General features: G+C 57.5%; 28 protein-coding genes. 20 read left to right on the top strand and 8 right to left on the bottom strand.

Annotation, left to right across the window (positions count from 1 at the left end; translation table 11 throughout):
* Positions 1-14: 14 nt before the first annotated feature.
* Positions 15-2,210 (top strand): primosomal protein N', encoded by a 2,196-nt coding sequence (gene priA, locus JYB85_RS16610; RefSeq protein ID WP_207380175.1) that lies wholly within the window; start codon positions 15-17, stop codon positions 2,208-2,210.
* Between the two features lie 217 nt (positions 2,211-2,427).
* Positions 2,428-4,449, top strand: coding sequence for a TonB-dependent receptor (locus tag JYB85_RS16615; protein WP_207380176.1), 2,022 nt, complete (start codon positions 2,428-2,430; stop codon positions 4,447-4,449).
* A gap of 165 nt (positions 4,450-4,614) precedes the next feature.
* On the opposite strand, the gene JYB85_RS16620 is transcribed toward JYB85_RS16615, so the two are convergent.
* Positions 4,615-5,139 carry a response regulator transcription factor gene (locus JYB85_RS16620; RefSeq protein WP_207324771.1) on the bottom strand — a complete coding sequence of 175 codons (525 nt, stop codon included), beginning with the start codon at positions 5,137-5,139 and terminating at the stop codon, positions 4,615-4,617.
* Positions 5,136-6,401 (bottom strand): sensor histidine kinase, encoded by a 1,266-nt coding sequence (locus JYB85_RS16625; RefSeq protein ID WP_207321047.1) that lies wholly within the window; start codon positions 6,399-6,401, stop codon positions 5,136-5,138. The genes JYB85_RS16620 and JYB85_RS16625 overlap by 4 nt, the downstream gene beginning before the upstream one ends.
* A gap of 202 nt (positions 6,402-6,603) precedes the next feature.
* Between JYB85_RS16625 and JYB85_RS16630 the strand changes: the two genes are divergently transcribed.
* The 4 genes from JYB85_RS16630 (at position 6,604) to JYB85_RS16645 (ending at position 9,372) form a co-directional block, all read left to right on the top strand.
* Entirely contained in the window at positions 6,604-7,089 is a 486-nt protein-coding gene (locus tag JYB85_RS16630; protein ID WP_207324773.1) for a cupin domain-containing protein, read from the top strand.
* A 32-nt stretch (positions 7,090-7,121) separates the two neighbouring features.
* On the top strand, positions 7,122-7,409 hold the full coding sequence (locus JYB85_RS16635) for a YciI family protein (protein WP_207380177.1): 288 nt from the start codon (positions 7,122-7,124) through the stop codon (positions 7,407-7,409).
* A gap of 955 nt (positions 7,410-8,364) precedes the next feature.
* Entirely contained in the window at positions 8,365-8,754 is a 390-nt protein-coding gene (locus JYB85_RS16640) for an Imm41 family immunity protein (RefSeq protein ID WP_207380178.1), read from the top strand.
* Between the two features lie 60 nt (positions 8,755-8,814).
* Positions 8,815-9,372 carry a hypothetical protein gene (locus JYB85_RS16645; protein ID WP_207380179.1) on the top strand — a complete coding sequence of 186 codons (558 nt, stop codon included), beginning with the start codon at positions 8,815-8,817 and terminating at the stop codon, positions 9,370-9,372.
* A 108-nt stretch (positions 9,373-9,480) separates the two neighbouring features.
* Here JYB85_RS16645 and JYB85_RS16650 read toward each other — a convergent pair whose 3' ends face one another.
* Together JYB85_RS16650 and JYB85_RS16655 are read right to left on the bottom strand one after the other, a co-directional pair.
* Positions 9,481-9,657, bottom strand: a complete 177-nt coding sequence (locus JYB85_RS16650; RefSeq protein ID WP_207321055.1) for a DUF3012 domain-containing protein — start codon at positions 9,655-9,657, stop codon at positions 9,481-9,483.
* Between the two features lie 31 nt (positions 9,658-9,688).
* Positions 9,689-10,060: a SpoIIAA family protein gene (locus JYB85_RS16655; RefSeq protein WP_207321056.1), complete on the bottom strand. Its 372-nt coding sequence runs from the start codon at positions 10,058-10,060 to the stop codon at positions 9,689-9,691.
* A gap of 97 nt (positions 10,061-10,157) precedes the next feature.
* On the opposite strand from JYB85_RS16655, the gene arfB reads away from it, so the two are divergent.
* The gene (gene arfB / locus JYB85_RS16660; protein WP_407695866.1) at positions 10,158-10,571 is read left to right on the top strand and encodes an alternative ribosome rescue aminoacyl-tRNA hydrolase ArfB; all 414 of its coding nucleotides are present in this window, start codon (positions 10,158-10,160) and stop codon (positions 10,569-10,571) included.
* 16 nt (positions 10,572-10,587) lie between these two features.
* On the opposite strand, the gene JYB85_RS16665 is transcribed toward arfB, so the two are convergent.
* Positions 10,588-11,172: a phosphatase domain-containing putative toxin gene (locus JYB85_RS16665; protein WP_207380180.1), complete on the bottom strand. Its 585-nt coding sequence runs from the start codon at positions 11,170-11,172 to the stop codon at positions 10,588-10,590.
* 103 nt (positions 11,173-11,275) lie between these two features.
* On the opposite strand from JYB85_RS16665, the gene JYB85_RS16670 reads away from it, so the two are divergent.
* The 4 genes from JYB85_RS16670 to JYB85_RS16685 all read left to right on the top strand — a co-directional run bounded on the left by JYB85_RS16670 (position 11,276) and on the right by JYB85_RS16685 (position 15,273).
* Complete coding sequence (locus tag JYB85_RS16670) at positions 11,276-12,892, top strand: LVIVD repeat-containing protein (RefSeq protein WP_207380181.1); 1,617 nt, start codon at positions 11,276-11,278, stop codon at positions 12,890-12,892.
* 156 nt (positions 12,893-13,048) lie between these two features.
* Complete coding sequence (gene aroQ, locus JYB85_RS16675) at positions 13,049-13,501, top strand: type II 3-dehydroquinate dehydratase (protein ID WP_207380182.1); 453 nt, start codon at positions 13,049-13,051, stop codon at positions 13,499-13,501.
* A gap of 4 nt (positions 13,502-13,505) precedes the next feature.
* On the top strand, positions 13,506-13,928 hold the full coding sequence (gene accB / locus JYB85_RS16680) for an acetyl-CoA carboxylase biotin carboxyl carrier protein (protein ID WP_207380183.1): 423 nt from the start codon (positions 13,506-13,508) through the stop codon (positions 13,926-13,928).
* A gap of 4 nt (positions 13,929-13,932) precedes the next feature.
* Positions 13,933-15,273 carry an acetyl-CoA carboxylase biotin carboxylase subunit gene (locus JYB85_RS16685; RefSeq protein WP_207380184.1) on the top strand — a complete coding sequence of 447 codons (1,341 nt, stop codon included), beginning with the start codon at positions 13,933-13,935 and terminating at the stop codon, positions 15,271-15,273.
* A gap of 8 nt (positions 15,274-15,281) precedes the next feature.
* On the opposite strand, the gene JYB85_RS16690 is transcribed toward JYB85_RS16685, so the two are convergent.
* The 3 genes from JYB85_RS16690 to JYB85_RS16700 form a co-directional block, all read right to left on the bottom strand.
* A complete protein-coding gene (locus JYB85_RS16690; protein ID WP_207380185.1) occupies positions 15,282-16,322 on the bottom strand; it encodes an MJ1255/VC2487 family glycosyltransferase in 1,041 nt (346 codons plus the stop codon).
* Between the two features lie 58 nt (positions 16,323-16,380).
* The gene (locus tag JYB85_RS16695; RefSeq protein WP_207321063.1) at positions 16,381-16,893 is read right to left on the bottom strand and encodes a phosphatase PAP2 family protein; all 513 of its coding nucleotides are present in this window, start codon (positions 16,891-16,893) and stop codon (positions 16,381-16,383) included.
* Between the two features lie 112 nt (positions 16,894-17,005).
* Positions 17,006-17,254, bottom strand: a complete 249-nt coding sequence (locus JYB85_RS16700; protein WP_207321064.1) for a YgjV family protein — start codon at positions 17,252-17,254, stop codon at positions 17,006-17,008.
* 331 nt (positions 17,255-17,585) lie between these two features.
* On the opposite strand from JYB85_RS16700, the gene rraA reads away from it, so the two are divergent.
* From rraA to JYB85_RS16745, 9 genes are all read left to right on the top strand, one after another.
* Positions 17,586-18,071, top strand: coding sequence for a ribonuclease E activity regulator RraA (gene rraA / locus JYB85_RS16705; protein WP_207380186.1), 486 nt, complete (start codon positions 17,586-17,588; stop codon positions 18,069-18,071).
* A 108-nt stretch (positions 18,072-18,179) separates the two neighbouring features.
* Entirely contained in the window at positions 18,180-19,214 is a 1,035-nt protein-coding gene (locus JYB85_RS16710; protein ID WP_207380187.1) for a formimidoylglutamase, read from the top strand.
* A gap of 186 nt (positions 19,215-19,400) precedes the next feature.
* Positions 19,401-20,156, top strand: a complete 756-nt coding sequence (gene ubiE, locus JYB85_RS16715) for a bifunctional demethylmenaquinone methyltransferase/2-methoxy-6-polyprenyl-1,4-benzoquinol methylase UbiE (protein WP_207380188.1) — start codon at positions 19,401-19,403, stop codon at positions 20,154-20,156.
* Entirely contained in the window at positions 20,156-20,773 is a 618-nt protein-coding gene (locus tag JYB85_RS16720) for a ubiquinone biosynthesis accessory factor UbiJ (protein ID WP_228730135.1), read from the top strand. The genes ubiE and JYB85_RS16720 overlap by 1 nt, the downstream gene beginning before the upstream one ends.
* Complete coding sequence (gene ubiB, locus JYB85_RS16725) at positions 20,770-22,419, top strand: ubiquinone biosynthesis regulatory protein kinase UbiB (protein ID WP_207380189.1); 1,650 nt, start codon at positions 20,770-20,772, stop codon at positions 22,417-22,419. Before JYB85_RS16720 ends, ubiB begins: the two co-directional genes overlap by 4 nt.
* A 62-nt stretch (positions 22,420-22,481) precedes the next feature.
* Positions 22,482-22,706, top strand: coding sequence for a Sec-independent protein translocase subunit TatA (gene tatA, locus JYB85_RS16730; RefSeq protein WP_207380190.1), 225 nt, complete (start codon positions 22,482-22,484; stop codon positions 22,704-22,706).
* A gap of 6 nt (positions 22,707-22,712) precedes the next feature.
* The gene (gene tatB / locus JYB85_RS16735) at positions 22,713-23,078 is read left to right on the top strand and encodes a Sec-independent protein translocase protein TatB (protein ID WP_228289648.1); all 366 of its coding nucleotides are present in this window, start codon (positions 22,713-22,715) and stop codon (positions 23,076-23,078) included.
* A gap of 3 nt (positions 23,079-23,081) precedes the next feature.
* On the top strand, positions 23,082-23,825 hold the full coding sequence (gene tatC, locus JYB85_RS16740; protein ID WP_207380191.1) for a twin-arginine translocase subunit TatC: 744 nt from the start codon (positions 23,082-23,084) through the stop codon (positions 23,823-23,825).
* 72 nt (positions 23,826-23,897) lie between these two features.
* A complete protein-coding gene (locus tag JYB85_RS16745; protein WP_207380192.1) occupies positions 23,898-24,398 on the top strand; it encodes a hypothetical protein in 501 nt (166 codons plus the stop codon).

The following is a 24,398-nucleotide window of genomic DNA, read 5'->3' on the forward strand; positions in this document are numbered from 1 at the left end:
CAAAGTGTCTGATTATGCCCACATTTGTCGAGGTTGCCCTGCCCGTTCCTCTGCGGCAATCCTTCAGCTATCGACTGCCAGAGCCTTTGGCCGATCGGGCCCTTATTGGTGCCAGGGTCAAGGTCCCCTTTGGTCGGCAACAGCTGATAGGCCTGATAGTGGCACTGACCGACAGCTGTGCGCTGGCCGAGACACAGATTAAAAATGTTATCGAACTACTGGATGACTTGCCGGTATTACCTGATTCACTTTATAAACTAACCCTCTGGTCTGCAAGGTATTACCTCTGCAGTCAGGGACAAATGCTGACCCAGGCCCTGCCGGTGGCGCTGCGAAAGGGCGCCGACGCTGCCCCAAAATCCCGCCAGTCCCTGACCCTTAGCCCCGCCGGAAACGAGGCCGACGCTGCTGTACTCAAGCGCGCCCCGGCCCAGAAAAAACTCTTTGAGCGCCTGCTGCAAGGCCCTCTCAGCCTGGATGAATTCAGCGCCATGGAATTCAGCAAGGCCGCCCTTAAGGCGCTGGAAGACAAGGGCTGGATAGCGCGTGTTGAAGAGACAATAGCGCCGGACCTTGGCTGGCGCACTGAGCTCACGCTCGATGAAACACCCCACAGACTGAATCAGGAACAGGCGGTGGCCGTGGCCAGCATCGGTACCCGGGAAGGCTTTCACTGCACCTTGCTCGAGGGGATCACCGGCTCGGGCAAGACCGAGGTCTACCTGGCACTGCTGGAACAGGTACTCAAGGCCGGCAAACAGGCGTTGATCCTGGTGCCCGAGATAGGCCTGACGCCGCAAACCATAGACAGATTCCGGCGCCGTTTCCGGGTGCCGCTGGCGGTGATCCACTCCAACCTCACCGACAATCAACGCCTGGATGCCTGGCGCGCCGGACGCAGCGGTGAGGCGGCCATCATTATCGGCACCCGCTCGGCCCTGTTTACCCCCATGGCCTGGCCGGGGATCATCATACTTGATGAAGAGCACGATGCCTCCTTCAAGCAACAGGAAGGGGTTGGCTACCACGCCCGGGATCTGGCGGTGATGCGCGGCCACCTGGAAAATATCCCGGTACTGCTGGGCTCGGCCACCCCGTCGCTGGAAAGCCTGCAAAATGCCCTCGCCGGCCGTTACCACCACTTGCAGTTGGGGGAGCGCGCCGGCGCCGCCAAAAAGGTGCGTCAGGGGATCATCGACATCCGTCACCAGCCCCTCAAGGCCGGCATGTCCCAGCCACTGCTGAACGAGATGCGCCAGCATCTGGAGGCCGGCAATCAGGTCTTGCTGTTCCTCAACCGCCGCGGTTTTGCCCCGGCACTGCTGTGCCATGAATGCGGCCACCTGCATGAGTGCGATCGCTGCGATGCCTTCTTTACAGTGCACCAGAGCCTGGGGGAAATCCGCTGCCACCACTGCGGCAATCAATATGCGATTCCGCGCCAGTGCCACCAGTGCGGCTCCACCATGCTGATGGGACAGGGCATAGGCACAGAGCAGTTGGAGCAGGCGCTGAAACAGGAGTTTCCCCGCTTCCCCGTGGTGCGTATCGACAGGGATACCACCCGGCTCAAGGGCTCACTGGAATCTCATTTGCAGGCGATTCAGAGGGGTGACTTTAAGATCCTGGTCGGCACCCAGATGCTGGCCAAGGGTCATCACTTTCCGGATGTGACCCTGGTGGGCCTGCTCGACGTGGACGGCGCCCTGTTCAGTGCTGACTTCCGCGCCCCCGAACGCTTTGGTCAGCTCTATACCCAGGTGGCGGGCCGGGCCGGTCGCGCCGCCAAACCCGGCACAGTGCTGCTGCAAACCCATCAAAGCGACAATCCGCTGCTGCGGGATCTGCTGCACCGGGGCTACGGCGAGTTTGCCCGCAGCCAGTTGGCGGAGCGGCAACAGGCAGCCCTGCCCCCGGCCTGGCACATGGTGCTGTTCCGCGCCGAGGCTCACAGGGCCGAGGATGCCGATGCCTTCCTCGCTGCGGTGGCGGCCCTGCTGCCAAACGAGAAAGACTTCGAAATCATAGGCCCGCTGCCGGCGCCCATGGATCGCAAGGCAGGCAAACACAGACGGCAGCTGATATTCCAGGCCCGTCACCGCCAGGGACTGCAACAGGTATTCGATACCCGCCTGAGTGAAATAGAAGCCCTGCCCGAGGCCAAACGCTGCCGCTGGACCCTGGACCGGGATCCCCAGGACTTGCTCTAAGTCCGCCCTAGGGCAGGTGACAGCCACAAACCATCAGGGCCGAGCCCTCTCCCCACAAAAGTCCTGGGCTTGAGCCCGAACTTGAGTCTGAGTCTGAGTCTGAACTTGAGCCTGAGCTTGAGGGTGCGACAAGCTGTCGCAGATTGCCCCTTAACCTTTGCAGCCCGCTCCCACAATGCAGAGAATCACGCCACCCTATCTTTGCAGAAACAATCAGATGCGCTTTTCACTCTCTCCGCTTTCCCTGGGTATCTTGCCCCTCTTGTGTGCCGCGGCTCAGGCACAAACCATGGACGAAGTGCTGGAGGTACGCGGCCAAAGGCCATTGAACAGCCTCAGCAGCAGCCCCAAGGACAAGGTTCAGGCCGATCTCGGCGCCCTGCTCAGGGACATGGCCGGCGCCGGTCTCAACAGTAACGGCCCCCTGTCCGGCATTGCCCAATATCGCGGCCTGTTCGGTGACCGGGTTCACCAGGACATAGATGGTCATAGCCACGCGGGCGCGGGTCCCAATGCCATGGATACCCCCTTGAGCTATGGCAGCGGCATACTGACCGAAGCGCTGGAACTGGAACGGGGCATTGCCGACATAGCTCGCGGCACAGATACCCTGGGTGGCAGCCTGCACCTGGTTGAGTCCCAGGCTAGGGCGAACGAGTATTCGGCCGGCTTGCGGGGCCAGTATCAGGCCAATGGCGCTCAAAGCCGCCTTGGCGCCAAGGCCAATCTGGGCTCAGAGCAGCAGGCACTGCTACTGTTTGCCGACCGGCAACAAGGGCATACGGTCCCCCAAAGCGGCGCGGGCCACAGATTGCTGCCGGGCATTTATCAGCAGACCCAGTTCGGCGCCAAGTACCGCCTGTTCCTGAACGATGAGGATTATCTTGGACTGGATGCCCGCCATCTGGAAACCGACAACAGCGCCACCCCGGCCCTGCCCATGGACATAGACTATATCCGCAGTGACCGTGTCCACACCGACGGCAGTCACGCCCTGGGTGATGCACGCCTCAAGTGGCAGCTGGGCTATGGCAACGGCCGCCACGGTATGGATAACGACAGCCTGAGGCTGCGAATGCCAACCATGGCCGCCCGCTATAACCAGGCCGACACCGAGGACTGGCAGGCAAGCATTAAGCTGAGCGACGGCGATTGGCAGTTTGGTTTGGATATCAGCCAGGCCAGGCACAATTCGGTCATTAGCGATCCCAACAATCCCATGTTAAGGGTGGATAACTTTAACGACGTCAGGGATGACAGCTACAGTCTGTTTGGCCAGTGGCAGAGCCTACTTGCCGACTGGCAATGGCAGCTGGGGGCCAGGGTCAAGCACTACCGTTTCGATGCCGACGCGGTCAACCACTCCATGGCCGCCATGAAGCCCGCCATCAAGACCCTGATGGACAGATTTAACCAGGCCGACCGCAGCGGCAGCGATACCGGGCTGGATCTGGTGCTGCAGGGCCGCCGCGCCCTTTCAGAAGATCTGGCGGCCGTAGTGGGTCTGGCCCGCAAACAGGCCAATGCCAGTTACCAACAGCGCTTCCTGTGGGTGCCTATGCAGTCCACCGGCGGTTTGGCGGACGGACGCACCTATGTGGGCACACTGGATTTGCGGCTGGAAACCGCCTGGCAATTGGAGCTGGGGCTGGATCTGCAGCAGCAACAATGGCTCTTGAGCCCACGGCTGTTTGTGCAGCGCATCGATAACTATATCCAGGGCCTGCCGACGGCAGATCCGGCGCTGCTGATGGCCGGTGATGCCCATACCCTGGTGTTCAGCAATACCGATGCCCTGCTCTACGGCATGGATCTTCAGGGCGAGCTGAGGCTGACCGAACACTGGCAGCTCATGCTTGCGGCCGCCTATATTCACGGCGAGCGCCGGGACGAGGACGGGGATCTGTACCGCATAGCAGCACCCAATGCCAATCTGGGCCTGGTCTATAACAGCGGGAATTGGTTTGCCGGCATTCACGGCCGGGCGGTGGCGGCCCAGGACAAGGTGTCCGCCGTGCAGCTGGAACAGGCGACTCCGGGGTATTTCACCCTCGACATCAAGGCCGGCTGGCAGGGCAACAACTGGCGCGTGAGTGCCGGTGTGGACAACCTGTTTGACCTTGAATATGCCGATCATCTCGGTGGCTATAACCGGGTTGCCGGTGGCGATGTGCCCGTGGGTGAGCGCCTGCCACAACCGGGTCTCAATGCCTGGCTGATGGCGGACTATCGCCTGTAAGTGAAGTATCCGTCTTGAGGTTCAATTTTCATCGCAGCGGCAGCGAAACACGCTGAGGGTGTGATATCCACTGCCTTGAACCTGCCCCCCGACAGCCTGGCCTGTCGGGGGATTTTTTATTTCAATGACGGCAACCAGGCTCCCGCCAAGTTAGCGGCATTGGTTTCAGTGGGGCTTTTTCGCCAGTTTGCGTTGCAAGGTACGCCTGTGCATCCCCAGCTGGCGGGCGGTGGCCGACACATTGCCCTCGTTGGCACTGAGCACCTGCTGCAGGTGTTCCCACTCCAGCCGCCTTGGGTTCATGGGTTGCTCGTCCGGCAGCGCCCGCTTTTGAGCATGACCGGCGTGTGGCAACAGGGCCGCCAGCAGGGTTTGGGTATCTGCGGGTTTGGCCAAATAGTTGTCGGCGCCAAGCTTCACCGCCTCTACGGCTGTGGCTATGCTGGCAAAGCCGGTCAGCAGCACTATGGTGGCCTTCGGCAGGCTGGCCCGCAGCGGGGTGATCAGCGACAGTCCATTGCTTTCGGCCAGCTTCATGTCCAGCAGCACATGGCTGGGACACCAACGTCTGGCACTGAGCAGGGCCTCGGAAGGCTCGGCGGCATGGTGGCATTCAAAGCCCTGGCGGCTCATGCGCCGGGCGAGCACTCCGGCAAAGGCATTGTCATCCTCAATGATCAGCAGCTTCATGCCTCGGACTCCAATTGCAAATGCACCCTGGCAAGGCCGCCACCCTGGGGAGCGTTGCCCAGGTGCAACTCGCCTCCCAGGCGCTCCAGGCTGGCGTGGCTGAGCAGCAGGGCCAGCCCCAGACCATCCTTACTTTTCACCGGTTTGGCCCCCAACTGGTGCAGGCGCTCGGGGTCGATTCCGGCCCCCCTATCCCGCACATCCAATTGCAGCCTGTCCGGCCCCGCCAGTCTGGCTTCTAGCCAAATCCCAGCGTCCTGACCTGCGGCCTGGGACGCCTTGGCGCCGTTATCCACCAGGGCCAACAAGGACGGCAGCAAGCTGACATCCACCTGCAACAGCCGCTTCGCCAGCACGGCATCACAGTCCTGATGCAGCTTGACCCCGGGCATTTGCAGCAGCACCTGTTGCCTGAGCCCGTGGAGCAACTGCGCCACAGTCATGCTTTGTTTGCGCCGCTCGCGAATGGCCTCGGTGGCCTGACGCAGGTCATTTAGGCTGGCTTCGCAGCGGCCCATGGCCCGGTCCATTTCCGCCACCACCTCTGCCAAGGGGGCGCCGTCCTTGAGTTCATCCAACAGCAAGCGCAGGCTGGCAAGCGGCGTGGCCAACTGATGACTCATCTGGGCCGATGCCGTGCCCAGGGCCAACAGCTGTTCCTGGCGCAGCTGCGATTCACGCATGGCCGCCAACTCGGCATCGCGACTGCGTAAACGGCGGGCGATCAGGGCAACACTGGTGGTCAGCACCCAGGCAGAGATCAGAAAGTTCAGCCACATCCCCAGGTAATGGGGGCTGAGCAAGGTCCCTTGGGCCGGGCCGTGATGCTGATGACCCTGAGGCTCACCCGAGGCCAGGAACAACATCAGGCTGTAGGCCAGCACCGTCAGCCCCGCCAAGCTCCAGGGCGCCCAGGACGGCAGGGTCACGGCGGCGATGGCGATGGGCAACAGCAACAGGGAAATAAAGGCGTTGGTCGCCCCACCACTGAAATAGAGCCAGGCTATCCACAGCACACTGTCCATCAGCAGCACGGCAAACAGGCTGGCGTGGCTGCGCAGCAATTGTTGCCGCAGGCCTATGGTCAGCCCCAGATACGCCAGTTCCAGCGCGAACACATACAGCAAGGGGCCCTGCTGCAAGGTCAGCCCCAGGGCATCGGCACCGACAAAGGTCAGCTGTAACTGCAATACCAGTCCCAACCCCCGTAACAGGGTCAGCTGATCGGCCGCCAGCGGTGGGCTGCTTCGAATAGGGGTCATCAGGTTTGCCTAAAGATCAAAAAATTGGACCATTTTAGCCCAAGGGTCCGAACCAATTCCGGGCTGAAGATCAAAGATGCATCGCAAATACCTGTGCCGGGTTTCATCCGCTTCTGTGCCAAATAATCATCTCGGCAGAAAGCAGGATTGACAGCCCCAAGGCGTGCACCTAAGTTGGGGAACCTGCCACGAGGAGCCAGCGATGAAACCCCTTATCAACCTCAATGAACTCAGCGAGTCTTTCCACGACGAACGGGGCAAGTACGCCGACACCTACTACCCCATCAGCGAAAAAATCGGTGCCAAACGCCTGGGTTACAGCCTGTCCGAAGTGCCGCCCGGCAAACGGGTGTGTCCCTTTCACAATCACAGGATCAACGAGGAAATGTTTCTGATCCTCGCGGGCACTGGCACGCTGCGCTTCGGTGCCGAGGAATATCAGGTCAAACCCATGGATATCATCGCCTGCCCACCCGGTGGCCGGGATGTCGCCCACCAGCTGATCAACACGGGCACTGAGACGCTGCGCTACCTGTGTTTGAGCACCAACGACCCCTTTGACATCTGTGAATACCCCGACTCGGACAAGATACTGGCCATGACGGGCGAACAGGGCAACCGCACCCTGAGACACATCAGCCGCGCCGGCGATGCGGTGGACTATTATGACGGCGAAATGGACGACTAACGGCGTCAGCACCCAAGCTTAAGGAGTAAGTTATGTTTATCGTTTCCCTGAGTTATCTGGTCCCGGTGGATCAAGTGGACACCCATCTGGCGGCCCACATGGAATTTCTCGATAAGTTTTATGCCGACGGCACCTTTGTGCTCTCGGGCCGCAAGATCCCCCGCACCGGCGGAGTGCTGCTGGCCCGGGCCAAGGACAGGGACAGCCTCGACGCCATTTTGCAGCAGGACCCCTTCTTCCGTTACGGCATAGCCCGCTTTGATGTCATCGAAATGCAGGTCAGCCGCACGGCCCCAGGATTGGAGTTACTCAAGGAGTAACACAGTTTTTCTCCAGTGACTCTTCGGCAAGGCCACGCCAGTTTGCGTGGCGATGTCGCCGACGGTCACTGGTGCGGCAGTGCTGGCTAATGGTGTTCCTCTCCAGCTAAGGAGAAACAGCCTAGAAAACTAAGAATTATTGCGAAGTCTGACTGTTGCACCGTTCCCCCCCTTCGGAGCCGCCGAGGGTGTTGGGCAAGAAACGGCAACAACCGAGGCATGGATGCTGAGGTAGCGACAGTCGAGCAGGACGCGAGTCTGTCGCGTTGGCCGTTTCGCCCATAAGCCCGAGGGGCCTTCGGCTCCGGCTGGGGGTCGCTGGGGGATTGGATAAGGGGGCAAGTCGACACTGCCCCCTTTCCCCGGGTGTGGGTTGGAGACCCACGACTTTGTGCCGCTGGCACAGCGGCTATCTTGTGCTTTTGTGCAACTTCAAGCCCGGGAAGTACTAAATCACCTGCGGTGCGCTTTCGCACTGCCACACCCGTGACACGCCGCGAGTCCGTCCATGGAGGCTCAGCGGCGACATCCATGTCGCCGATGGTCACTGGTGCGGCTGTGCTTGATTTAAGGTGTTCCTCTCAGGCTAAAGTGTTGCCCCCGATAAAACAAAAGCACATCAAATTTTCGCTTGCCGAACGGCAATAGCCGCTGCAAACATTTCTGAGAGTGGCTTCAAAATCAGCAAATTAAAAATTATGTGTAAAACAAAGCGAGCGAAAATCATGCGCATGCGCACTTTCCACCCAGAATGATTTTTGTTAACGTATAAATCAAATTTAAAAACAATGTGTTGCGAGCGTCTAAGCCAAGTGGTCGGAGGGCGGTAGCGGCCGCGTAAGTGGCAAAAATGCAAACAGTTTTGCATTTTTAGCGAGAGCCGAAGCGTTCTACGCGCCACGCGGGGAGATTATGCGCATGCGCACTATACAAATGTTAGTTGCTAGAGGTATCTGTGAACTTATACGAAATTGAAAGATATTCTGCTAGCCACCCTGATTGGGAGGGGTCATTCTCTGAGAGACTATATGAATACTGCGAATGGAATGTCAGTGAATTTTGGAAATTACACAAAGCTCTGGTGGAACTAGCAATCGCGTTAAGAGATAAAAATCAAATTGATAAACAACTGTTTGGTCGAATCTTAGGTATTCAAAAGTCTGTTTGGTCAATTGTGGCAGCTCACTTTAATGAGCTTGATGCAGTAAAGCTAGCAGGAGTAACGGACGAACAGCTTCACGAGTTTATAGAGCGATTTGATCTAGCTATTGTTGGTTTATCAACCGGTGAGGTTTTGCCAGAAAGTAGCTTTGATTTAGTCAATCCGTTATTAGTCAGCAACTAACAAACAAAGGCTGCCGACGCTTACAGCGCGGCTGCTTTGAGCGTTACGTGTACTAGAGCTATGAACAAAGTATTTGGAAATTACGAAGTCGCTATAAGAGATGAGCCAACATATTCTCGAAACTCGACTGATAATCCCAGAAGCTATATTAATGAGTATTGTCGTAATGATAAGTACGAGCATGTTTCAGCTCATGGAATAAATGTCTCCGAAAATGAAGAGATATTGGGCTCGGCCGTTCTCTTGGGTGTGGGTGGTGCAACAAGGGTTAACGACAACTCATTAGCCTTCAATGGTACTAGCCTATACGTAGCTGCCGGTGATGCGCTCTATTCGTTGTCGCTTCCTGCTTTGAAACTGAATTGGTGTAAAAAAGTAGATTTCGCTACATGCTTTGGTGTCTTTTGGCTCGATGATAGAAGCTGCCTTCTTACTTGGGGAGAGCTTGAAATTGGTTGTTATTCCAAAGATGGGGAAAAGCTTTGGAGTACCTCAGGCCCAGATATATTTACCGAAGGCATGGAGGTTCACGGTGGTATCGCCAAGGTCACTGACTTTAATGGCGATGTGCACGAAATTAATTTAAGCAATGGCGCAATTTCCAGTGCAAACACGTAACAAGTTTGTCAAAAGGACGCTCCTTGCGTCGCGCCTTTTACAAAAGCGTTAATCTTCGACCAAAACAAAAGGCACCCTGGGGTGCCTTTTTGCTATTCCTGCGTCGGATTATTTGAACACGCAGTGCTTGGCGTAATCGGACGCCTCGTTGGCGGTCCAGTCACCTTTTGGCTTTTCTTTCATCATCTTGCACCAGGCTTCGCTGCCCACTTCAGGGGTACAGGCGCCCAGGGCTGCCACCATGGCCACGGCGGCCAGCAGCTTGAAATAAGTTTTACTCAGCATTGTGCTTCCTCTTCAATTCTTTTGCATTGCCTCAGCCACGCACGGCCGAACGCTTGATAATCCATTCCACTGCCCTGGGCTTTTGCTCCAGCGGAAACCAGGCGACTTCACCGCTGACGAACGGGCCCAGCAAACGCACGGCATTGCCGACCCAATCCGGACCACCGACAAACACCAGGGCATCGAACGGCGGTAATTGTACCTCACCGGGACCGGAAAGCGACAATTGCTCCCAACCTTCCAGCAACACATCGGCCTCGATATAGAGACACACCTGGCCCCAGTTTTCCCGGTAACTCTTAATGGCGGGCTGCAATCTAGTGCGATAATCCTGGGCCGACAGTCGGCCGCTGGCAAAAAGACTGATAACACCCTTAGCAATATCCGGGATCTGGCATAACATAGAGGCTCTCCGAGGGAAAACAAACGCCGGCCAATGGCTAGGCGGGTCGGCCAATCATAGCAAATCCCTTGTCAGCCATTAACTGCAAAGCATGTCCATGATCACAATATCGCAAAGGGTTGTCATTCAGGAGCAGGAAATCGAGTGGCAATTTATCCGCTCCAGCGGCGCCGGGGGCCAGAATGTCAACAAGGTGTCCACCTGTGCCCAGCTGATCTTCGATATCCGCGCCTCATCCCTGCCCGACTTTTACAAGGAGCGCCTGCTGGCCAAAAGCGATCACCGCATCAGCCAGAGCGGCAAGATCATTATCAAGTGCCAGGACAGTCGCAGTCAGGAGGCCAATCGCCAGACCGCGCTGGCGCAATTTATCGAACTGGTGCGTTCGGTCAATGTGGTGCAGAAAAAACGTATTCCCACCAAGGCCAGCCGCTCCAGCCAGAAAAAGCGGGTCGACAGCAAGAAGCAGCGCGGTGCCACCAAGGCGATGCGGGGCAAGGTCGGGGTTTAGCTCACACAACAAAAAGTCACAGCTGCTCCAGACTGAGAACCAGATTCCAATAGATGGGATGAAAGCCGTAGCCGCCGTGAATAAACTCTGTGATGGCGTCGGCCTTGGACCAGCCCTGCTCCAGGATCCGGTAGGCCGCCACCACGGCGCCGGTACGATCCGAACCATGCCAGCAATGCACCAGGGTCTGCTCATTGGTGGCTGAGATATAGGCTACCGCCTCGCGCAGCTGCGCCGGTGTCACCTCGGCGGCATTCATGGGCATACGTTTCAGGCTGAGACGTGCATCCCGGGTTAGCCGGCCGTCATCATGGTACTGGCGCAGGTTGAGCACCCGGCTCACCCCCTGCTCCCCCAGCACCGCAAAATCCGCAGCCGAGGGTTGGCCACAGCGAATAAGGCGGGCATCGATGCGATAACAATTGTCGAGCCCTTCCAGTCTTTCCTTGGGCAGCACAGGAGAGGCCAAAGGCTGGGCCCATTGCACGGGGCGCACCTGCGGCGCAACATAGGGGGAGTTTTCCGGCAGACTGCCGCAGCCGGGCAAGGACAGCATTACCAGCCAGACGAATAAAGTTAACCGCCGCACATTTCCGTTCACAGCCTCTTGCTCCCCGCCTGCTTTGCTTACATTCCCCGAGGGAACTGGTTATACTCGGCCGTTAAATTAATGTGGCAAGCCTTTTAAATCAATGGTTAATAACATGGATGTAGATTTCAAGCACCGAATAGCCCCCCTGCTGGCATTGGCGTTAATACTGCTGCCCGGCTGCAATTCAACCCCGCGTCAGGTCAAGCCCGCAGTCCAAAGTCAGCAACCCCAGATAGTCAGGGTGCGCGATATCGGCAGCCAATTACCGACAGCCACAGCCAAACTCAGCAAACTCACAAGCGATGGCCTGATTTACCCGGGCGAGCTGCTGGCCATCGAAGGAAATATTCCGGCCGATGCGCAAATCCAGATAGACGGCCAAGTGGTGACCAAGTTGCAGCAACTGGATAAGGCCGTGCTGATAAGGGTGCCGGCGGAGTTGGCAGCGGGCCAAGCGCACCGTTTAAGTGTCAGCAATGCCCAAGGCATGGCCCAGTGGGAATTCTTTAGCCGCCATTACATCATTGCGACGGACACAGATGCCAACCGGCTGCAATTTATGCGCACCGATCCCAAGGCCAAGGGCCTTATCGAAATGGATTCGGCCTATGATATGACCCTGGATTTGAAGCGGGCCATGTTTACCCAGATCTCTCCCAGCCATGCCTATCTGTATGCGTTCGGGATCGACGGCAGGGAGCGCGCCGCCAACGACACCGGTAAGCAATACCATGTGTTGCTGCAGATAATCGACCTGACAGCGCCGGGCCAACCCGCCCTGTTGAGGGAAATCCCGCTGGAGTTACAGTCACAGCCCACGGCCGTGGCCCGTAATGGTCAGCAGATGATACTGCTGGGTGCCAAGGACCTGGCCATACTGGATGTGAGTGATGAGCTTGCCCCCAAGGTCATCAGCCGCATGTCGCTGCCAGGCGACAGGGGCAATGAGATGTATCTCGATGTGCTGTTCCTGCAAGACGGCCACCGCGCCGCAGTGCTGGAGGCCATCAATAACCAGGTGTTGCTGCTCGATACCGAAAATCCACAGCAGCCAAGGGAACATAGCCGACTGCAGCTGTTTAAAGATGCCACAGTGCCGCTGTTGGTGGACCTTGAGCGCGATCCCCGGGATCCCAACCGCTTTTGGGCCTTGGCAGGAGCCAATCTCAGGGTCGTCAGCACCAAGGCCAAGGATTTGTATCACAGCCTGTTTGGCGACGACGACACAACAGCCAGCGAAGCGATTCCCGAAATGCTGCAGCTCTTAAGCATCAACAACGACAGACTGGAGCCGGGGCAAAGCATCACACTGCCGGACAATTTTGTGCCCTTTTATGCCGCAGCGGGTGAAGACAACCGACTCTATGTGTCCGGTATCAACGGCGAGTTGCTGGACTTCCACGATCTGAGCCTCGACAGCACCCTGATAAAACAACTGTTTGGCGGCCTGCTGGGAACAGTGCAGTTCGGCCGGATATTGGCGGTGGACACAAAGACTTCTCAGGTGAGCAATCACGCCAAGGGCCTGGGACTTTACTACCACCTGACCTATAACGACGATCTTGGCCCGGTGTTCGCCCTGTACAAACTGTCCGGCAAGATCTTTGCCCCCTTTGTCAAAGTGAAATGGGGTGTGGGCGTCAACAGTCGCGGGACCTTTGCCATACGCGAAGGCAGTGCCACCAGCATATTCCCGCCCTATTCAGTGGGCCATGTCAGCATTCAATGATCCCTGAATGGGCCGGCGCCGTTCGGGTAAATATGAGAAAATTGAGTGCACCCGGGCGGCCTAATTCCGGTATTGGCGGTTGAAAATACCCTGAACATTGGCGATATTGGGTCCTTCGGCGCCCGGTCGCCGGCAACATAATCAAAAGGATATCCCATGCCTTCGTCACCCGAGCCCAAAATCCTGCTTATCAACGGCCCCAACCTTAATTTGCTTGGCAAACGGGAACCCGGGATCTATGGCAGCCTGACCCTGGCGGAAATTGTCAGCGGACTGGAGGCCGAGGCCAAGGCGGCCGGTGTGCAATTGCAGCATATCCAGGCCAATGCCGAGCACCTGTTGATTGAGGCGATCCATGCCAGCGATGCCGATATGATCATTATCAACCCGGCCGCCTTTACCCACAGCAGCGTGGCGCTGCGGGACGCCCTTCTGGGTGTAGGGATCCCCTTTATTGAAGTGCACCTGTCCAATATTCATGCCCGCGAGCCCTTCAGGCACCACTCCTATTTTTCCGATAAGGCGGTGGGAGTGATTTTGGGCCTTGGGCCCCAGGGTTATTCACTGGCCCTACAGGCAGCCGTCGCCCGCATTAATACGGGGAACTGACACCATGGATATCCGCAAGATCAAAAAACTCATCGAAATGGTCACCGAGGCGGGCATTCAGGAGCTGGAGGTCAAAGAGGGTGAAACTTCGGTGCGCATAGTGCGCCAGGGCAACCAAGGCACCGCTGCTATTCCGGCAGCACAGCAACCGGCTCCCAAGACGCCCCAACCGAGCGACGGACGGCAGCGGGTACTGTCCCCCATGGTGGGCACCTTTTACCGGGGCCCCAGCCCGGAGGCCAAACCCTTTGTGGAGCTGGGCACCCAGGTGAGCCGCGGCGATACCCTGGCGGTGATTGAAGCCATGAAGATGCTGAACCAGATTGCCGCCGACTGTGATGGCGTGGTCAGCGCCATCCTGGTGGACAATGGCGCCACTGTGGAATTCGATCAGCCCCTGTTTATCCTGGAGCCCTTGCGGGAATAGCGCCATGGCCCAATTCCGGCGGGTACTGGTGGCCAACCGCGGTGAAATCGCGGTTCGCATCATCCGTGCCTGCCGCCAGTTGGGATTGGAAACCCTGGCGGTTTTTTCCAGCGCCGATCGCCACAGCCTGCACGTACAACTTGCCGATAGCGCCCTGTGTATCGGCCCCCCGGCCGCCAAAGACAGCTACCTCAATATCCCCGCCCTGCTGACCGCCGCCCACCTTGGTGGTGCCGATGCGGTGCACCCGGGCTATGGCTTCCTGGCCGAGAGTCCCGCATTTGCCGAGGCCGTGTGCCGCTCGGGCCTGACCTTTATTGGCCCGGATGCGGCCGTGATGGCACGGCTCGGCGACAAGCTCAGCGCCCGCCAGACCATGGCCGGGCTGGGTTTGCCACTGATCCCCGGCTCGGACGGTGCTCTCACCTCAATGGAACAGGCAAAGCACCTGGCACAGAAACTGGGTTATCCGCTGATCATCAAGGCCAGTGCCGGTGGCGGTGGCCGCGGCATGAAAGTGGTATCAGAGTCAGCCGAGCTGGAGCAGGCGCTGGCACTCACCCGTGCCGAGGCCAAGGCCAGTTTCGGCAACGACAGCCTGTATCTGGAACGCTACCTGACCACTCCCCGCCACATAGAATTTCAATTGCTGTGCGATGGCAAGGCCGCACTGTGCCTGGGCAGCCGCGACTGCTCGGCCCAGCGGCGCCATCAAAAGCTGATTGAAGAGGCTCCGGCCCCCGGGCTGGATGCCGCAGAAAGCGCCCGTATTTCGGCCCTGTGCGAACAGGCCTGCGTGGAGCTCGGCTATTGCGGCGTGGCAACCTTTGAGTTTCTGTACCAGGACGGGCGGTTCTTTTTTATCGAGGTGAATACCCGCATCCAGGTGGAGCACACTGTCACCGAGATGGTAACCGGAATCGATTTGCTGGCCTGGCAACTCAAGCTCGCCCGCGGTGAACCGCAGCCACCGCGTTCAGTCCTGAAGCCCAGCGGCCATGCCATAGAGTGCCGCATCAATGCCGAAGATCCTGAGCGGCAATTGCCGGGCACAGGCACTGTGACCGGACTTCACCTTCCCGGCGGCCCCGGCATCCGCTGGGATTCGCACCTGTATCCTGGTTATGAAATCCCCAGCCAGTACGACTCCCTGGTGGGCAAACTTATCGCCTGGGGCGAAGACAGGGACCAGGCACTATGCCGAGTGCAACAGGCGCTGGCGGAGCTGGACATCAAAGGCATTCACAACAACATAGCTTTGCAGCGGCGCTTGTTGGCAAGCCCCGAGCTGGCGCAGCAGATGCCGGACATTCACTTTGTCGAGCGCCTGCTGGAAACCCAGTAAAAAGCCCATCAGCGCCAGGTTTCCGGTAAGTCCACCTGAGCCCACAGTCCATCGCAAAGGCTGCGGCTGTCATGCCAATTGCCACCCTTGAGCCAGTCCACCAGCGCATCACCCACCCCGGGATAGGCCACGGGTCTGGGCTGGGGCGCCTTAAGCCAGTGGCGCAGTGCATCCTGACTGAGATGCATCATGCTGTGGGCTGCCCCCAGGAGTTGCAGCGCAGCCACATTGGACAGCTGCTCAAACTGGCCAATCAGCGGTTTCACCAACAGCTTTTTGCCGAGGGTCAGGGCTTCGCTGGCCAGCTCGAACCCGGCATTGCCTATCACGCCGCCACATTGGGCCATGTCCGCCCTGAATCCCTCGCGGTTAAAACCATGCCAGACTATGTGTTCCGGCGGCGTCTGTGCCGGTGCTGCGGCGTGATACACCAGAAAACGGTAGCCGTCGAAAGGTGCCAGCAGCGCCACTATGTCCGCAGGCGCTTCAAAGGGCAGGTAAACCAGAATGTCGTGGCTGTGCTCGGCCTGGACCCGGTCCACATCGACAAAGGGCGGCAGGATTGGAAAACCGAAGTGGTGCCAATGGCATCCCAAAGCCACGTCGGCGGGGGCGAAGTAGTTGAGCAGCATCTCGTTCCACCAGGTATTGCCCACCTTGGGAACCGGAAAACGCAGCGCCGCCTGGTGACTGATCCCTATGGACGGCACCTTCTGCCGCCTCGCCGCCCAGGCGCTGACGGGCTCAAAATCGTTGAGCACCAGATCGTAACCCGAGAGATCCAGCTCGCGGATCTCCCCCCAGAACCTGGGGGGCAGATTGTACTTAAGGGTCTTGGGCACGCTGATGCTGCCGGCATGGGTCACAAAGGTGAGCCCCTGTTTGACCTGAAAATCACCAAAGGCCTGCATATCGAAGAACTGCTCCCGTTTGCGACCACTGAACAGGAAATCCACTTCGTTATCGCTGTTGGCCAACGCCTTGGCCATGACCCGGGCACGACTTAAATGACCATTACCAGTGCCCTGAACCCCGTAGAGTATTTTCATTGCTTATCCTGAATTTAGTGGGCCTGACATCGACGGGCCCGGGTTAAATGGGCTTGCGCTAGATGTAATGACTTGCCAGCAGTACAGACCCCAGCCCCAACAGGGCGCCGGCACCAATATCCAGTGGGAAATGCACGCCGAGGGCAATGCGGGACAGGCCCACGGCCAGGGCCCAAAGGAAGGCTGGCGCCGCCAGTTGCGGGTAAATGTGCTGCACCGAGGCCGCCATCACGAAAGCGGCAGCGGTATGGCCCGAAGGCAGACTGAATTTATCCGAAGGTTCGAAACGGCAATGTCCGCCTATGGCCAGATGGCAGGGCCGGGTACGGCGGATGCTGTGTTTGAGCAGCAGGTACAGGGGTAATTCGATGAGAAAGGCCACCAGGGCCAGGTTGAACAGGCTTTGGCCCTGACTGTGGGTTAACAGCAGGCCCACAAACAGGTACAGATAGAGAGGTCCGTCACCCGAGGCCGAGATACGCAGGGCCAGCGGCTCCAAGCCATGCTCCCGGCTAATGTCGACTATCAGGCGATAACCACGTTTGTCCAGTTCGGCAATCTTGTCTTTCACAGAGGCAGTACCCCAGCTGAAACCCTATGGTTCCTCCGGATTCTGGCTCTGGGCTGTGACGGGCAGGTGACACCTGCCCGAAGTTTTTATGACACTTTTCGCTGAACTGGACTCAGGCCGCGACGGCAACCTGGGGCTTGTTGCGGTAGATTTTGATCAGGTGGTAAATATTGATGCAGGCAACAAAGGCATTCATGCCCGCCACCGGCCAGGCGGTGATGGCAACGCCATAGACCACAAACAGGCTACAGCCGACAAAGTTAAGCCATCGCAGCCAGATGATATCCTTCATCATCAGCGAAATAGCCACCATGACTGAGGCGGCATAGCCTATAATTTCAATCAGATTCAGAGCTTCCATAAGGCACCTCGTTTAAGGCCCTCTGCCTTCCTTGAGCTTAATGGGGGGTCCGTGCCCCTAAAGCAGATATAACTGTGGAGTGGGGATCAACAGCTATGCTAGCAAATCGGCCCCCAGAGTTGTAATAAAAAACCGTTATATAATGACAGCAATCATGTTTTGGCGATTTTTGCGTCACCCGTGTTGAAATTTTACAACGAATGGCCAACAGGGAGGGCGACAATTGCGTGATTGATAACACTTTTCTTTTGAAGATTCCCTTATATACTGGCAAGAGTTTGTTTTATACCAGCCTAACAGCCTGATTTTCGGGCGCTACAGGAGTGTCACTATGGAATACAACACCTCAGAATTATGCGACATGTTTTTGGACGTCGTGGATGTGGTCGAGCCCATGTTCAGTAATTACGGTGGTTGTAGCTCATTCGGCGGGTCCATCAGCACCATCAAGTGCTTCGAGGACAATGGTCTTATTGCCGATGTGTTGGCCGAAGACGGTGAAGGCAAGGTATTGCTGGTTGATGGCGGCGGCTCACTGCGACGGGCATTGATCGATGCCAGCATCGCCGAGATTGCGGTCAACAACAATTGGGAAGGCATCATAGTTTACGGCAGTGTGCGCGATGTGGATGCCCTGGAGGATCTCGACATTGGTATCCAAGCCCTGGCGTCCATCCCGGTGGGTGCCGATGGCAACGGCGTCGGAGAAGTGGAAATTCCGGTGAATTTCGGTGGCGTCACCTTCCTCCCCGGTGATCATGTGTATGCCGACAACACAGGTATCATACTGTCACCCGAGCCCCTTGATATAGAATAAGGGTCAGGCTCAACAATATAACGCCGGCCCCGCCGGCGTTTTTATTGCCTTTTGCACAGACATAATCACAATAATTGGCATATGGCCGAACTCGACAGACACAAGACTATGCGACATCTGATCACCTTCTCTCAGGACCTGCTCAAACAATTACTTGGAAAACGCCCCGGGGAATCCCGCCTGGGTGACAACCTTTTGCTGCCCCAGGGCGACACCCTGGAGGCCATTGTGGCCCAGGCCAAGGCCGACGGTGCCCGCTTCGCCATCCTGGGCATCGCCGAAGACCTGGGCCCCCGGGCCAATTTGGGCCGCGGCGGTTCCACCAATGCCCTGGAAGCTTGCCTCAAGTGGTTCGTCAATCTGCAGGCCAATCGCTTCTATGATGGCAAGGATTGCCTGCTGCTCGGCACCCTCGATTGCAGCGATCTGCACCAGGGCGAGCTGGATACCGAAACCCTGCGCAATCGGGTCGCCGAGGTGGACGACAGGGTTATTGCCCTGTGCACTGTGCTGATGGAAGCGGAAATCGAGCCCATAGTCATAGGCGGAGGTCATAACAATGCTTATGGCATATTGATGGCAACCCGGGCCGCCTATGGCCGCCCTGTGGCCGCGGTCAATCTCGACCCCCACTCGGACTTCAGGCCCAGAGAAGGTCGCCACAGCGGCAACGGTTTCAGCTATGCCGCCGCCAGCGGCGCCCTGGACCACTACCATGTGCTGGGACTGCATGAACTCAAGAACAGCGAAGCCAACCTGGAACAATTGACCGCCTTCGGTGGCAGTTGGCACAGCCTGCAGGACATCTGGGTGCGCCGCGAGATCACCCTGGAAGAGGCCCTGCGCCAAATCGCCAAGGACTTGCGGGCCACAGGCTTGCCTGTGGCACTGGAGCTGGATCTCGACGCCATCAGCAATATGCCGTCAAGCGCCTGCACCGCCGCCGGCGTGCCTTTACTGGATGCCTGTCACTACGTCAGCTATATCGCCGGCCACAGCCCCTGTGCTTACCTGCATCTGGCGGAAGCGGCCCCCGTGTGCCACGAGGCCGGCCTGGCTGCCGGAATGCGAGAGGTGGGCCAGAGCCTGACCGAGCTGATTTATGCCTACATCCAGGGGCGGCGCAGCTTCTGTCCCGTGTGACCGCTATTCAATAACGGCCTGTTTTGTGGTCTAATGCGCAATCATTCCGGACTGTGGCAGTACCTCTGTCACAGGGTCCCCGGCCTGTCCGTGACAGGGATCACAACGCCGCCCCAGGAGGATTCAGCCTGGGCAGCCAATGGCGCAAACTTGCACTTAATTTGAAAGATTGACAGGAAACAGCAGATGTCTGAGGGCTCGGCAAACACTACCCATTTTGGTTTCAAGACGGTTGAAGCAGACAAGAAGGCCGATCTGGTCGCGGGCGTATTCCACTCTGTGGCCGCCAAGTACGACATAATGAACGATGTAATGTCCTTCGGTATCCACAGGTTGTGGAAGCGATTCACCATTGAAACCGCCGGTGCCCGCCCGGGCATGAAGGTGCTGGATCTGGCCGGTGGCACTGGCGATCTGACCGCCAAATTTTCCAAGCTGGTCGGTGACAAGGGCCAGGTGATCCTGGCAGACATCAATGATTCCATGCTCAAGGTTGGCCGCAGCAAACTGCGGGATCTGGGGGTGGTTGGCAATGTGGATTATGTCCAGGCCAACGCCGAGGCCCTCCCCTTCCCCGACAATCATTTCGACATCATTACCATCGCCTTTGGCCTGCGTAACGTGACCGACAAGGACGCAGCGCTGCGCTCCATGCAAAGGGTGCTCAAGCCCGGCGGCAAACTGCTGGTACTGGAGTTTTCCAAGCCACAGCATGAACTGATGCGTCAGGTGTACGACATGTACAGCTTCAAGATCCTGCCCAAGATGGGTGACATCATCACCCAGGACGCCGGCAGCTATGAGTACTTGGCCGAGTCCATCCGTATGCACCCCGACCAGGAAACCCTCAAGGCCATGATGCAGAATGCCGGATTTGAGCAGGTGGATTACATCAACATGACCGACGGCATAGTGGCGCTGCACCGGGGATACAAGTTCTGATGCTGCAAAGAGAGCTGGCGCTGCTGGCCTGCGGCGCGATTGAACTGGCCTTCAATGGCCTGCTCAAACAAAGCGGCGCCCAGCTGCGCAGCTACGGCCTCAATGGCAAGGTCATCGCCATTGAACTCAAAGAGTTACCTTTCTCCCTGTACCTGATTTTCGACCAGTCTGTGCTGGTGCTGAGCCGCTATGAGGCCGAGCCCAGCGTCGCGGTCAAAGCCGATTTAGCCTGCCTGTACCAGCTGAGCCAAGGGGCAAACCTGAGCGCACTCATCAAGCAGGATAAGCTGGAGCTTGATGGCGATCTGAGCGCCCTGCAGGGCTTGAGCCGCCTGATGACAGAGCAGCGTTTCGACTTCGGCGAACCCCTGTCGCGCTGGATTGGTGATGGTGCCACCCACAGACTGCAATCCGGTCTGGGCCAGCTGGGTCAAGAATTGCGCCGCATCACGGGCAAAAGCCTGGACCATATGGCGCAGTTGGCCACCGAAGAGTATCGCCTCGCCCCGCAGCGAATTGAATTTATCGCCCAGTGCGATGCCATTGAAGATCTGGCCCGGGATACCGAGGCCCAGATCCAACGCCTGCAGCATTTGAGGGAACGTTTTTCATTATGACGCTCGCCAGTCTCCGCCGCGGATACCAGGTTGTCCGCACCCTGCTGCATTATGGTTTGGATGAACTCTTACCCCCCAAGCTGACACCGTGGTATTTCAAGGTGTTACGTCTGTGCCTCTTTTGGATCCGCAACCGTCACAAGGACAAATGCGGTGGCGAGCGCCTTAAGCTGGCGTTGCAGCAATTGGGCCCCGTGTATATCAAGTTTGGCCAGATGCTGTCGACCCGGCGCGATCTGCTCAGTGACAACTGGGCCGAGCAGCTGACCATGCTGCAGGACAGGGTACCGCCCTTTGATACGGCCCTGGCCCGTGCCGCCATCGAAAGCGAACTAGGCACCCCCATTGAAAGCCTGTTTGATGATTTCGACGATGTGCCCCTGGCCTCGGCGTCAATTGCCCAGGTGCATACCGCCAGACTCAAGTCCAACGGCGCCGAGGTGGTACTCAAGGTGCTCAGACCCGGGGTCGAGCAACAAATCGCCGCCGATCTGCAGCTCATGTTGCAGGTGGCTGCCCGAATAGAAGCCCTGCTCGGCCATGGCAATCGCCTGCGGCCGGTGGAAGTGGTGCAGGACTATGAACACACCATACTTGGTGAACTCAACCTCAAGCTGGAGGCAATGAATGCCGTCCGCTTGCGGAATAACTTCCTCAACTCCGACGCCCTGTACATTCCCCTGGTGTATGAAGAGCTGTGCCACCAGCGACTGATGGTGATGGAGCGCATCGACGGCATTCCGGTGGCGGATATCGCCGCGCTCAAGGCCCAGGGTACCAACTTCAAGCTGCTGGCCGAGCGGGGGGTGGAGCTGTTTTTCACCCAGGTCTTCCGTGACAACTTCTTCCACGCCGACATGCATCCGGGCAATATCTTTGTCAGTCGCGAACACCCGGACAATCCCTTTTACATCGGCCTGGACTGCGGCATCATGGGCAGCCTCAGCGAAGAGGACAAACGCTACCTGGCGGAAAACTTCCTCGCCTTTTTCAACCGCGACTATCACCGCATAGCCCAGCTGTACGTGGAGTCGGGTTGGGTGTCGGCGGATACCGACATACTGGCGTTCGAGCAGGCGGTAAAGCTGGTGTGCGAACCCATGTTCAACAAGCCGCTTAACGAGATTTCCTTTGGTCATGTGCTGCTGGAACTGTTCCGCACCGCACGGCGCTTCGACATAGTGGTGCAACCTCAGCTGGTGCTGCTGGAGAAGACCCTGCTCTATATCGAGGGTCTGGGGCGGCAGCTGTACCCCGAGCTGGATTTGTGGCAAACCGCCAAGCCCTTCCTGGAAAAATGGATGAACCAGCAGACGGGCCCCAAGGCAATGTTCAAAAAACTGCAATCCGCGGCGCCTTACTGGTCTGATAAACTTCCCGAGCTCCCCGAATTGGTTTATGACAACCTGCGACTGGGCCGCAAGCTGCTGGGCAGCCAACAGCAAATGCTGGATCGCTACCTGAAACACCAGCAAAAAGCGCATAAAAGCAATTACCTGCTTATCACTTCTGCGGTTTTCTTGATCTGCGGCACAATATTGTTTGACCGAGAGGTTACACTGGTGCCCGCCCTGGGGTGTCTGGCAGCCGGTGCGTTGTTGTGGCTTATCGGATGGAGATCCAGGCCAAAGAATCGGAAATTTTAGCTAGCACTAAATAACCAGAAGTTCATAATAGAACTGACTAATTTGATTGAGAGGAATCCTTCATGGGTGGAATCAGTATCTGGCAATTGCTCATCATAGCCTTAATCGTCATCCTGTTGTTTGGCACCAAGAAATTGCGCTCATTGGGCGGCGATCTCGGTGGTGCGGTCAAGGGCTTCAAAAACGCCATGGCCGACGAAGACAAAAAGGCTCTGGAAGACAGCAACGCCAAATCGACCCAGACCACTGAGAAGCAGTCTGAAACCGAGAAAAAAGAACAGGTGTAATCCCTTATGTTTGACGGTATCGGCTTTATGGAGCTGTTGCTCATCGCCATCATAGGTCTGGTGGTGTTGGGCCCGGAGCGCTTGCCTGTGGCTGTGCGCACTGTGACCGGCTGGATCAGGGCCATGAAACGCATGGCCAACTCGGTCAAAGATGAGCTGGAACAGGAACTGAAAATCGAGCAGTTGCATGCTGACCTCAAAAAGGCCGAAGCCCGGGGTCTGAACAACCTGTCTCCGGAATTGCAGGAGTCCATTGACCAGCTTAAACAGGCCGCCGAATCGGTTAACCGTCCCTATCAGGTGAAAACGCCGGAATCCCAAGCCGACAGCGTGGCCGCAGGGCAGGAAAAACCGCCCCACACCAACGGATAATTCATGTCGTCACACCAACAACCGCTGATCAGTCATCTGCTGGAGCTGCGCAATGTATTGCTGAAGTGCATCGCCAGCGTGATGCTGCTGTTCGTGGCCCTGGTCTACTGGGCCAATGATATTTACCACTACATGGCCATTCCGCTGATGCAATCCTTGCCCGAGTCCGGGACCATGATTGCCACCGACGTAGCGGCCCCGTTCTTTGCCCCGTTTAAATTGACCCTGGTATTGGGCTTTTTCCTGGCCGTACCTTATGTGCTGTATCAAATCTGGTCCTTTGTGGCACCCGGGCTGTACAAGCACGAAAAACGTCTGGTGGTCCCTTTGCTGGTCAGCAGTACCCTGCTGTTCTATATGGGCATCGCCTTCGCCTACTACGTGGTGTTTCCCGTGGTATTCGGCTTCTTCACCAGCGTGGCCCCAGAGGGCGTGCAGGTGGCGACCGACATCAGCAGCTATCTCGACTTTATCCTCAAGCTATTTTTCGCCTTCGGCCTCGCCTTTGAAATCCCGGTAGCCGTGGTGCTGCTGTGTTGGGCGGGAGTAACCTCGCCGGAAGACCTCAGGACCAAGCGTCCCTATATAGTGGTGGCGGCCTTTGTAATCGGTATGCTGTTGACCCCTCCGGATGTGATCTCCCAAACCATGTTGGCGGTTCCCATGCTGTTACTGTTTGAGGGCGGATTGCTTGCCGCCAGGTTTTACAGTAAAAAGGACGACCAGGAGCCCGAGGAAGAGGCTTAAATCATCGGCCACCTAAGCCGTGGCCTGTGCATACACTCTGGTCATTCTTTAGATAACAACAAGGAACTACACATGCGCCCCATTTGGATATTTGCCGCAGCCGCTTTCAGTTTGCAAGCCCATGCCGGTTTGGAGCAGCAATTGGGCCAATGTGCCGCCATCCAGGACAAACTCGAGCGCCTTATCTGCTACGACAAGCTGGCGGCAACCGTAAGTAATGGAGTCATGTCTGATACAGCCTTACACTCAGCCCCCAGCACACCTGCGGCAGCGGCTTCTCCTGCCATAGCGGCCAAGCCTCAGATATCAGCTGAAGAAAGCTTTGGTGCGAAGAAGAAAGCTCCTGACGCAGAATTGGAAAAGATTTACCTTACCGTTGCCACAGTAGGAAAAGATCCCTATGGCATGATGAAGGTTGAATTCACCAACGGCCAGGTTTGGAAACAAACTGAAGGACGAAAATACAAATTGGAGCAAGGGCAGGCAGTGTTTATTGAAAAAGGTGCCTTGGGCTCTTTTATTCTCGGCACAGATGACCGCAACTCCACCATCAGGGTTAAACGCCTGAAGTAA

It is taken from the genome of Shewanella sedimentimangrovi, from assembly GCF_017354965.1.
In the GTDB taxonomy this organism is placed as follows: domain Bacteria; phylum Pseudomonadota; class Gammaproteobacteria; order Enterobacterales; family Shewanellaceae; genus Shewanella; species Shewanella cyperi.

What these genes read in the sequence shown, in the direction of transcription:
- rraA (WP_207380186.1), top strand. Translation starts at nt 17,586, where the DNA reads ATGGAATACAACACCTCAGAATTATGCGACATGTTTTTGGACGTCGTG.
- JYB85_RS16650 (WP_207321055.1), bottom strand. Translation starts at nt 9,657, where the DNA reads ATGCTGAGTAAAACTTATTTCAAGCTGCTGGCCGCCGTGGCCATGGTG.
- arfB (WP_407695866.1), top strand. Translation starts at nt 10,158, where the DNA reads ATGATCACAATATCGCAAAGGGTTGTCATTCAGGAGCAGGAAATCGAG.
- priA (WP_207380175.1), top strand. Translation starts at nt 15, where the DNA reads ATGCCCACATTTGTCGAGGTTGCCCTGCCCGTTCCTCTGCGGCAATCC.
- JYB85_RS16670 (WP_207380181.1), top strand. Translation starts at nt 11,276, where the DNA reads ATGGATGTAGATTTCAAGCACCGAATAGCCCCCCTGCTGGCATTGGCG.
- tatA (WP_207380190.1), top strand. Translation starts at nt 22,482, where the DNA reads ATGGGTGGAATCAGTATCTGGCAATTGCTCATCATAGCCTTAATCGTC.
- JYB85_RS16655 (WP_207321056.1), bottom strand. Translation starts at nt 10,060, where the DNA reads ATGTTATGCCAGATCCCGGATATTGCTAAGGGTGTTATCAGTCTTTTT.
- JYB85_RS16620 (WP_207324771.1), bottom strand. Translation starts at nt 5,139, where the DNA reads ATGAAGCTGCTGATCATTGAGGATGACAATGCCTTTGCCGGAGTGCTC.
- JYB85_RS16710 (WP_207380187.1), top strand. Translation starts at nt 18,180, where the DNA reads ATGCGACATCTGATCACCTTCTCTCAGGACCTGCTCAAACAATTACTT.
- ubiE (WP_207380188.1), top strand. Translation starts at nt 19,401, where the DNA reads ATGTCTGAGGGCTCGGCAAACACTACCCATTTTGGTTTCAAGACGGTT.
- JYB85_RS16635 (WP_207380177.1), top strand. Translation starts at nt 7,122, where the DNA reads ATGTTTATCGTTTCCCTGAGTTATCTGGTCCCGGTGGATCAAGTGGAC.
- JYB85_RS16745 (WP_207380192.1), top strand. Translation starts at nt 23,898, where the DNA reads ATGCGCCCCATTTGGATATTTGCCGCAGCCGCTTTCAGTTTGCAAGCC.
- JYB85_RS16645 (WP_207380179.1), top strand. Translation starts at nt 8,815, where the DNA reads ATGAACAAAGTATTTGGAAATTACGAAGTCGCTATAAGAGATGAGCCA.
- JYB85_RS16625 (WP_207321047.1), bottom strand. Translation starts at nt 6,401, where the DNA reads ATGACCCCTATTCGAAGCAGCCCACCGCTGGCGGCCGATCAGCTGACC.
- JYB85_RS16615 (WP_207380176.1), top strand. Translation starts at nt 2,428, where the DNA reads ATGCGCTTTTCACTCTCTCCGCTTTCCCTGGGTATCTTGCCCCTCTTG.
- JYB85_RS16685 (WP_207380184.1), top strand. Translation starts at nt 13,933, where the DNA reads ATGGCCCAATTCCGGCGGGTACTGGTGGCCAACCGCGGTGAAATCGCG.
- tatC (WP_207380191.1), top strand. Translation starts at nt 23,082, where the DNA reads ATGTCGTCACACCAACAACCGCTGATCAGTCATCTGCTGGAGCTGCGC.
- aroQ (WP_207380182.1), top strand. Translation starts at nt 13,049, where the DNA reads ATGCCTTCGTCACCCGAGCCCAAAATCCTGCTTATCAACGGCCCCAAC.
- JYB85_RS16720 (WP_228730135.1), top strand. Translation starts at nt 20,156, where the DNA reads ATGCTGCAAAGAGAGCTGGCGCTGCTGGCCTGCGGCGCGATTGAACTG.
- ubiB (WP_207380189.1), top strand. Translation starts at nt 20,770, where the DNA reads ATGACGCTCGCCAGTCTCCGCCGCGGATACCAGGTTGTCCGCACCCTG.
- accB (WP_207380183.1), top strand. Translation starts at nt 13,506, where the DNA reads ATGGATATCCGCAAGATCAAAAAACTCATCGAAATGGTCACCGAGGCG.
- JYB85_RS16690 (WP_207380185.1), bottom strand. Translation starts at nt 16,322, where the DNA reads ATGAAAATACTCTACGGGGTTCAGGGCACTGGTAATGGTCATTTAAGT.
- tatB (WP_228289648.1), top strand. Translation starts at nt 22,713, where the DNA reads ATGTTTGACGGTATCGGCTTTATGGAGCTGTTGCTCATCGCCATCATA.
- JYB85_RS16700 (WP_207321064.1), bottom strand. Translation starts at nt 17,254, where the DNA reads ATGGAAGCTCTGAATCTGATTGAAATTATAGGCTATGCCGCCTCAGTC.
- JYB85_RS16630 (WP_207324773.1), top strand. Translation starts at nt 6,604, where the DNA reads ATGAAACCCCTTATCAACCTCAATGAACTCAGCGAGTCTTTCCACGAC.